The organism is Desulfovibrio sp., from assembly GCF_047607245.1.
Taxonomy (GTDB): Bacteria; Desulfobacterota; Desulfovibrionia; order Desulfovibrionales; family Desulfovibrionaceae; genus Desulfovibrio.
In genome coordinates, this window is record NZ_JASGDK010000074.1 from 26,930 (window position 1) to 35,669 (window position 8,740).

Annotated in this window: 9 protein-coding genes; 4 read left to right on the top strand and 5 right to left on the bottom strand. The window is 57.2% G+C overall.

The annotated features are described in order from the left end of the window. The first annotated feature begins 12 nt into the window (after positions 1 to 12). From QM579_RS05875 to QM579_RS05890, 4 genes are all read left to right on the top strand, one after another. On the top strand, positions 13 to 783 hold the full coding sequence (locus QM579_RS05875; RefSeq protein WP_414998243.1) for a tRNA lysidine(34) synthetase: 771 nt from the start codon (positions 13 to 15) through the stop codon (positions 781 to 783). A gap of 81 nt (positions 784 to 864) precedes the next feature. Continuing rightward, positions 865 to 1,764 (top strand): M23 family metallopeptidase, encoded by a 900-nt coding sequence (locus tag QM579_RS05880; protein ID WP_414998244.1) that lies wholly within the window; start codon positions 865 to 867, stop codon positions 1,762 to 1,764. A 190-nt stretch (positions 1,765 to 1,954) separates the two neighbouring features. Further along, entirely contained in the window at positions 1,955 to 2,089 is a 135-nt protein-coding gene (locus QM579_RS05885; RefSeq protein WP_414998245.1) for a hypothetical protein, read from the top strand. Between the two features lie 116 nt (positions 2,090 to 2,205). After that, positions 2,206 to 2,520, top strand: coding sequence for a DMT family transporter (locus tag QM579_RS05890; protein WP_414998246.1), 315 nt, complete (start codon positions 2,206 to 2,208; stop codon positions 2,518 to 2,520). A 583-nt stretch (positions 2,521 to 3,103) separates the two neighbouring features. Here QM579_RS05890 and QM579_RS05895 read toward each other — a convergent pair. The 5 genes from QM579_RS05895 to QM579_RS05915 all read right to left on the bottom strand — a co-directional run. Next, positions 3,104 to 3,658, bottom strand: coding sequence for a cysteine hydrolase family protein (locus QM579_RS05895; RefSeq protein ID WP_414998247.1), 555 nt, complete (start codon positions 3,656 to 3,658; stop codon positions 3,104 to 3,106). 204 nt (positions 3,659 to 3,862) lie between these two features. Next, positions 3,863 to 5,323, bottom strand: a complete 1,461-nt coding sequence (gene gatA / locus QM579_RS05900; RefSeq protein WP_414998248.1) for an Asp-tRNA(Asn)/Glu-tRNA(Gln) amidotransferase subunit GatA — start codon at positions 5,321 to 5,323, stop codon at positions 3,863 to 3,865. A 94-nt stretch (positions 5,324 to 5,417) separates the two neighbouring features. Further along, positions 5,418 to 5,714 (bottom strand): Asp-tRNA(Asn)/Glu-tRNA(Gln) amidotransferase subunit GatC, encoded by a 297-nt coding sequence (gene gatC, locus QM579_RS05905; protein ID WP_414998249.1) that lies wholly within the window; start codon positions 5,712 to 5,714, stop codon positions 5,418 to 5,420. Between the two features lie 63 nt (positions 5,715 to 5,777). Continuing rightward, positions 5,778 to 7,142 carry a hypothetical protein gene (locus tag QM579_RS05910; protein ID WP_414998250.1) on the bottom strand — a complete coding sequence of 455 codons (1,365 nt, stop codon included), beginning with the start codon at positions 7,140 to 7,142 and terminating at the stop codon, positions 5,778 to 5,780. Positions 7,143 to 7,494: 352 nt separating this feature from the next. Further along, on the bottom strand, positions 7,495 to 8,740 hold a 1,246-nt coding region (locus tag QM579_RS05915; protein WP_414998251.1), incomplete at its 5' end, for an Hsp70 family protein.

Here is an 8,740-nt window from a genome sequence, read left to right on the forward strand (position 1 = left end):
AGATTGCCAGTCATGAGCAGAGAAAAAAGGTCTTTCGCGCAGGAAGTGTGCGTAAAAAGCGCGGGCAAGGCCATGCAGATGACAAACATGCTCTGGCCCGGCTGCCGGGTTGGCGTGGCAGCCTCTGGCGGGGTAGACAGCTTTGTTTTGCTGAAGACGCTTAAAATTCGCCAGGGAATCGTACCTTTTCGCTTTGAAATGATGGCCCTGCATCTCAACCCCGGCTTTGACGACCAAAGCCATGCAGCCCTTTTGCCCTGGCTGGCCGAGCACGGCATTCCTGCCCATGTGGAGGTCACGACGCACGGTTCCGATGCCCATTCAGAGAAAAACCTGCGCCGTTCGGCCTGTTTTCGTTGCGCATGGCTGCGCCGCAAAAGGCTTTTTGAGCTTTGCGCGCAGTATAAGCTTACCCACCTGGCTCTCGGGCACAACGCCGAAGATCTGGTGGAAACATTTTTTATGAATCTTTGCCGCAATGGCCGTGTGGACGGCATGAGCATGAACGAACCGTTTTTCAACGGCCAGTTGCAGCTTATCCGCCCGCTCATGCTTGTGGAAAAAAAATATATCCGTCAGGCGGCGCGCCAGTGGGGACTGCCCGTATGGGCCAACGATTGCCCCTCAGCTGGCAGGACGGCCAGAAGCGACATGGCGCAGACTCTTGAGCACCTCTATGCCGTCACCAAGGATGGCCGCCGCTGTGTTCTCAACGGCCTGACCCGCTGGCAGCTGGAGAAAAGCAGCAGCGCGGTCCGCCAGGATGCACCAGAAGATGAATAACGCAAGGCGGCGCGGGCCAATATGCGTCGGCAAATTTTCTTGCATTGACAGTGCCGCCTCGGCCCCCTAAAGTTGCCGCACATGCTTTTTGGCAAATATCATATTGTCATATTCAAGGAAGGCCGCAGCGGCAGCCGCAACCTTCGGATGCGCGGCTGGCTCGGTTTTTTTGCCTGCGTTTTTGTGCTGGCTCTGGCGGTCTGCAATGTCTGGCTGCTACAGGCCTGGCTCGAGTCGCGCCATCTCGACGACGATCTTGAGGGCGCCCAGCGCGTGATCAGCGAACAGCGCCGCCAGCTTGTCAATCTGGCCGAGCGTATTTCGCAGGTGGGCCGCGATTTGCAGCGGGTTCAGAGCTTCGACTCCAAGCTGCGCATCATGATGAATATGGAAAAAGACCCTGCCGATGCTGGCGGCGGCCTTGATATTGTGGGCGATTTTTCCCGCACCTATCTGCCCCTGCACCGGCAGGAGCTTGCTGCCCGCAAAATGCAGGATTTTCTTGAACGGCTTTCGGAATCTGCCCGGCTTGAAGAAGTGCGCCAGCAGGACCTTTTGCTGGCTCTGCGTGAAAACCGCGATGCGCTTTCTTCCATGCCCACAATCTGGCCTGTGGTGGGTTTTGTATCTTCCAGCTTTGGCTGGCGTTCTTCACCCTTTGGCGGTCGGGGGCAGTTCCACAAGGGGCTGGACATCACCAACCGCATTGGCACGCCAATAGTGGCTCCTGCGCAGGGACTGGTTACTCAGTCCGGGCCTGACGGGGCATACGGCCAGAGCCTTGAAATCAATCATGGCGGCGGGGTCATCACCAAGTATGGTCACATGCAGCGTTGCGCCGTGCTTGCCGGTGTATGGGTCAAGCGCGGGCAGGTCATCGGTTATGTAGGCATGAGCGGAAGAACCACTGGCCCGCACCTGCACTATGAAGTGCGCTTGAACGGTGTGCCGGTGAACCCCATGCGTTATATTCTTGATTAGGGACTGTTTCTAAACAGTTCTTTTGTCCAGCTGGCTGCGCCAGAAGGCCTTTTTTACTCCCGTCATGTACCGCAAAAGTACACTTCTTTCGTAAAAACGCTTTTTCCCTGCCCTTGGCGCGAAATCCTTCCTGTTCCCCGCATATTCGGAAAAGCTTTCTTCTATTGCCCTGTATTGCCGACGTACACTTATGAACGCTGTATGGTGGCGCATCACGCGCAGTAACAGGCGAGTTTTTCCGCAGGATAGCATGTGCGTCCATGCCCCGCATGACATGCGCATGCGTCGATGCGCCGGAACCATTGGTTTTCCCGCCGGGCTTTGATATTTTCCATCTGGACAAGTGGGCTTGCCCCCTTATATATTTAAAGAGTGAGGACGACCTCCCCCATCAAGGGAATATAATCCGGGACGACCCGGCTCTGAATAAGGAGAGCCGAGATGGCCTGGATTTTTCTTTTTGTTGCTGGCCTGCTTGAGGTTGCCTGGGCGTATACGATGAAACTGTCGCTTGGTTTCACCAAGCCTGTTCCTTCCATTCTTACTCTTGTGGCTATGGCAGCCAGTTTTGCGCTGTTGTCAGTCGCCATGAAGAGCCTGCCTTTGGGAACGGCCTATACCATCTGGACAGGCATAGGCGCTGTGGGCGCATTTTTGCTGGGCATCCTTGTGCTGGGCGAACCAGCCAATGCCATGCGCATAGGAGCGGCCGCGCTTATTGTGGCAGGGCTTGTAATGATGAAATTTTCTTCGTGACCAGCGGCACCGCATGGCCGTATAAGCCCGCTGCTTGTGCCGCTTCCAGGGACTTTTCTAAATAATTGGGCATGAACCATAATTTTTTAGTCCAACTGGCTGCGTCAAAAAGTCTTTTTACTCGCCCTTCTTGGCGCAAAACCATTTATGTAGAAACAGTCCCTGGGCAGATTGCCGTTGAAATGCGTCACATTTCAACGTTGCCATTTTTCCGGGGAATGAAATTTTAAAAGAATCTGCATAACAAAAGATTTCGGCCAGCTTTCTCCATTGAATTGGGAAAAAGCTGGCCGAAATCTTTTGAAACCGTCGCGCTCTGCGGGCTGGGCAGTGAGCAGTTTATTGGCAACGTTGGGGCCGCCTTTGGGGCTTTTTTCCTGCTTAGCGGTTGCCGCCTAAAGCTGACGTCTGCTAGCTCCGGCTGTATCGATTGAGGGCGGGGGAACACCCTGTTGCCACTCTGCACGTAAAACCGTTGCAGACTTTGCGTGCAGTGTCTGCCCGGTTCCTTGCGTGGGATCAGGGCCAGAGCAGCACGCAGGCAAAGCAGACCTTTTACTTCGCTGGTCTGCCGTTTTTGCCGCTATGCCGATAACTCCTTACGGATATCCTCCGTGGAGCGCACGTCTGCAAACACGCCGTTCAAGGCGGACATGTAAGACAGATGCACTTGTTCCGCCGCCACAGTTTTATCAGCAAAGGTTAGTGCTCTTGTGGCGCAGGCGTCGTGGGCAAGTGTGCAGGTATAACCGAGGTCAAAAGCCGCACGAACCGTGGTGTCCACGCACATGTGCGACATCATCCCGGCCAGAACCAGCTGCGTGATGCCGTTGTCGTCCAGATGTTTTTTCAGCGTCGTTTCACGAAACGAATTGGGAAAATGCTTGATGACCACAGTTTCGCCGCTTTCCGGCTGGACACAGTTGTGGATTTTAACCCCTTCGGTGTCGGGCAAGAAAAACGTTGCGCCAGGTTGTATGGCCACATGTTGCACATGGATGACTGGCAGCTGTAACTTTCTGAATGTTTCAAGCAGCAGGCCCGCCTTGGGTCCGGCCTTATCGCTGCCATCCAGTTCCATTTTTCCGCCGGGGAAGTAATCGTTCTGCACGTCAATTATGACAAGAGCTTTCTTCACGTCATACCTCCATGAGATGTTTTGCAACAGATATTACGGTTCGTCCGGTATTTTCCCTCGCCAGGTATTTCTCTGCAATCTCCAAACGCGCCGCACGGAAGCACAACGCACCCTAACACGGCGTGGATTCTGCCGAAAATGCAATTTTTGACAGAATGAAAGCTTTGAAAGGTGAAACATTTCAAAGCTGATCTACTTCGCCTGCTACAACTTGGGGCTGCCAATGCCGGGCAAGGTCTGCTCCATGCTGTGCCCAAGGGCCAGCAGATCTCCCTCGGCAAAGGGCTTGCCGATGAGCTGCATGCCGACGGGCATGTGGCTTTCTGCGCCAAGTCCCACAGGAAGTGAAAGGCCGGGCAGGCCCGCCAGATTCAGGGACAGGGTGTAGGCGTCCATAAGATAGATTTGCAGCGGGTCGGCAGTATTGCTGCCCATATCGCTTGCTGTGACGGGCGACACGGGAGCCAGCAATGCGTCGCACTGGTCAAGGGCGGTCATGATTTCGTCGCGAATAAGGCGGCGCACCTGAGCGGCCTTGCGGTAGTAGGCGTCGTAGTAACCAGAAGAAAGCACGTAGGCCCCAAGCATGATGCGGCGTTTGACTTCCTGCCCGAACCCCTCGGTGCGGCTGCGCACGTACAATTCTTCAAGATTTTTGATGTCGCTGGCGCGGTGGCCAAAGCGCACGCCGTCAAAGCGGGCCAGATTGGAACTGGCTTCGGCCATAGCGATGATATAATAGGTGGCAATGGCCGCATCCGTATGGGGCAGGCCAACTTCCACCAGTTTGGCGCCCTGGGCTTTGACTGCCTGCATGGTTGCTTCACAGGCTGCCCTGACCTCGGGGGCCAGGCCTTCGCCATAAAATTCGCGGGGAATACCCAGGCGGGTTCCCTTGAGGGAGCGGCTGCCAAGTGCGGTGGCATAATTTTCGGCAGGGCGCGGGTCGCAGGTATTGTCTCTGGCGTCCGGCCCGGCAATGGCGGTGAGCATGCGCGCGCAGTCTTCGACATTACGGGTCAACGGCCCGACCTGATCCAGAGAAGAACCATAAGCAATGACGCCATAGCGTGAAACGCGGCCATAGGTCGGTTTGAGGCCCACGCAGCCGCAAAAGGCAGCGGGCTGGCGAATGGAGCCGCCTGTGTCCGTACCCAGAGAGCCAAAGCACTGGCCTGACGTCACTGAAGCCGCGGAACCGCCGCTGGAGCCGCCGGGAACCTTGTTGGGGTTCCAGGGGTTGCGGGTGGTCTTGTAGGCGGAGTTTTCCGTGCTGGAGCCCATAGCAAATTCATCCATGTTGGCCTTGCCAAGAATGACGGCTCCGGCTTCGCGGAGCTTTTGCACGGCAAAGGCGTCATAAAAGGGCGTGTAGCCTTCCAGCATCCGCGACCCGGCAGTGGTGGGCATGCCCTTGGTGGAAAGGGCGTCCTTGATGGTGACGGGCACGCCCCACAGGGGGCGGGCTGTGTCCGGGCCTGTTTTGTCAAGAGCGGCTGCTGCGGCCAGAGCATTTTCTGCGTCCACGTGCAGCAGGGCGGCCACGGCGGGCTCAGTGGCGGTTATGCGCTCAAGGCAGGCGGTCGTCACTTCCACGGCGCTCAGTTCTTTTTTTTGCAGCGCCTGGGCCACAGCCGTAAGGGAGAGGGAACATATGTCGGTCATGGGTCTTCTCAAGGGTTCCGCTTGTAGTATTTGCGTGAATAATAAACAGGACTTCAGGAGCACCGCTCCAGAGCACTGTAAAAATCAGCCTGCTCTAGACGATGCGCGGCACCATGAAATATTCGCCATCGGCCTCGGGGGCGTTGGCCAGTATTTCCTGACGGGTGCGCACATTGGCGGCCACGTCCTGCCGGGCGGCGGACTCATGCCGCACAGGGCTGTACAGAGGCTCTACAGCGCTGGTATCCACCTTGGCCAGTACGTCCATATAGCCGAGGATGTCGCCCAGCTGCCGGGCGAAAAGTTCCTGTTCCTGCTCACTGACGCTGAGGCGTGAGAGTTGGGCCATGTGGGCCACTTCTTTTGAACCGATACCTTTGTTCTCTGCCATTATGAGGTCCTTTGTCCCGGCCCGGCTGTCATCAGGAAGATGCAGCCGGACCGGGCGAGTATTCTAGATGTTTGAGGGCAGACTGAGTTTGTACGAGGGCTTCGGCGTAGTGCCGATGGGCTGAAGCGTTGGCTGCTGCCCTGTGCCCGGCGTAACCGGATTGCCCGTTGCATCCACAGGCGGCAGACCTTGCATGCGCAGCGCCGACTGTTGCAGTACGTTGCTGTGCGTCTGCCGGAATTCTTCAAGATTCACGGGAACCATGCCCGTGGAAGATACGCCGAAAATAAAGAGGTTCTGGTGAGCCACCCCGGCATTGTCCCATGTGATGGGGGCCATGCCCCAGACCATCTGCGAGGCGCGCCGGGCGCGGGCGGTCACTTCTGGCGAACTGAGGCGCGAATTGAGCCCAAGGCTTACCGCAAAGCGGGCGAAGTCATAACCTAGAGCGGTCCAGAAGTCCGAGCCGGGACCCTGAAGCGCGCGAGGAGCGCGGGCGGGGTTCCACGCAGCGGGAAAGACCGCCAGAGCATACTTTTCAGGTGTATTGACAATCTTGCCGGAAAGTCCCTGTTCCCACAATGTCGTGCCAAGCAGTACAAGGCGGTCTTCGCCGTTGTAGAGCAGACTTGTGGTCAGCATTTCCATATTTTTCCACGAATCTGGCAAAAACAGCGCTTCAAAAGCTGTCTGCGGCACAGGCGTGCTGCTGCCCTCAGGCGTTTTGGCATTGATGAGCGGAGCCACAGCCGTGCTCCACGAGGTGGGATCGCCCGGATTATAGGAGGCCTTTTGCAATGCCATATTGCGCTTGTAGAGCGTTTGCTCCAGCAGGCCCGTCATGCGCGCGCCGTAAGCGTCGGCAGGGTAGAAGGCGCCATAGCTGCGAATACTCAGACCGTCCGAGGCAAAGCCGATGAGGGCGTCAATCTGGTCCTGTGGGCTCGGGAAAAAGCGCCATGCGCGCGTACCTTCATCTCCCTGCTCCAGTGAGGGCAGAAATGTGAAAAAGGCGCGTTCAGCCGTGGCCCCGGCATTGCGGGCCTGAGCGTAATTGGAGGCCTGAAGGGGGCCGCCCACCACCGTGCATGACGGCGGCAGGGCCTTGAGCTTTTGCAGCCAGTCAGGAGCTTCTGTATTGATAATTTCAAGGCGCATGTTAACGCCATTGGCCGCCATTTCTTTTTGGGCCATTTGTGCGCCCTGGCGGATTTTGCCGCCAATGGGCGCATACGGCCCGGAGGCGGGCAGGGCCAGCGCCACACAGGTTCCGGCACTGGACGGGGCAACCGGGTGTGCAGGGGCCACAGGGGATTGCTGCCCGGTGAAAGGCATTTTGCAGGCGCTGAGGCTGCCGAGCAGCAGAAGAGCCAGTAGGCCAAGCGTCAGGCGCGCAAAGGCGCGGCTATACGTCGTGGATATACGCACTGTATCCTCCGGCAGGATAATTATTAGGGAAGCACTGATTAAAGAGCCTCCTGGAAACGCGCAGTTATTTCATTTGGCAAGGCGCGATCTTTTTTTGCAGCAGGAGTGGACTCTTCCGTCCTCGACTGTTTCAAAAAAAGTGAACAACGCCGCCAAATGGAATAAATCAGCGTTTCCTTAGACAAACGAAAGGCCTCATGCCTACCAATGAAAAAGGTCTGGCTCACAGGGAGCCAGACCTTTTTAGTACAGTGGAGGAATTGAGGCAAGTTCACTCAAGCACAGCTAGCGGCCCGGCCTGTCTTTGGACGAAGACACATCACTGGCAAAAGTGGACGGGATGGTACCGTGCTTACTTCTTCACTTCCGTGTAGTCGGCGTCAACTACGTCGTCTGCGGCATTGCCGTGGGGCTGGCCTTCGGCAGCGCCCGCATCGGGGCCGGGCTGGCCGCCAGTCTGCTGGGCCTGCTGCTGGTAGAGCTGCTCGGCCAGCTTGTGCGAAGCTTTGGCCAGTTCGTCCGTGGAGGACTTGATGGCAGCGGCGTCTTCGCCTTCCATCAGCTTGCGCAGATCGGCTATCTTGGCCTCAATGTCGCTCTTGAGCGCTGCGTCAGCCTTGTCGCCCAGGTCGGCCAGAGATTTCTCCGTGCCGTAAATAAGGCTGTCAGCATGGTTGCGAGCTTCAATAAGCTCCTGCTTCTTCTTGTCTTCATCGGCATGGGTTTCAGCCTCGCGCACCAGCTTCTGGATGTCGTCTTCGGACAGGCCGGAAGAAGCGGTGATCTTGATGGACTGTTCCTTGCCGGTGCCCATATCCTTGGCGGACACGTTGACGATGCCGTTGGCGTCGATGTCAAAAGACACTTCAACCTGCGGCACGCCGCGGGGCGCCGGGGGAATGCCCGTGAGGTCGAAACGGGCCAGGGTCATGTTGTCGCCAGCCATAGGACGTTCGCCCTGGAGCACATGAATGGACACCGAAGGCTGATTGTCCGAAGCCGTCGTGAACACCTGGCTCTTGCGGGTGGGAATGGTGGTGTTGCGCTCGATAAGTTTGGTGAACACGCTGCCCATAGTTTCGATGCCAAGGGAAAGCGGGGTCACGTCGAGCAGCAGCACGTCCTTCACGTCGCCGCTGAGGATGCCGCCCTGAATGGCAGCGCCCATAGCCACCACTTCGTCAGGGTTGACGGAGCGGTTGGGTTCCTTGCCGAAGAACTTGCCCACAACCTGCTGCACAAGGGGCATACGGGTCATGCCGCCCACGAGGATGACTTCGTCGATCTGATCGGCGGTCATGCCAGCGTCGGCCAGGGCCTTCCTGCAGGGCTCGGTGGTGCTTTCCACCAGGTCGCCCACAAGGGATTCCAGCTTGGCGCGGCTGATCTTCATGAGCATGTGCTTGGGGCCGTTCTGGTCAGCCGTGATAAAGGGCAGATTGACCTCGGTTTCCATAGAGGTGGAAAGGTCTTTCTTGGCCTTTTCGGCGGCTTCTTTCAGGCGTTGCAGAGCCATGCTGTCCTTGGACAGGTCAATGCCGTTTTCTTTCTTAAACTCTTCAACAAGGAAGTTGATTATGCGCTGGTCGAAGTCTTCG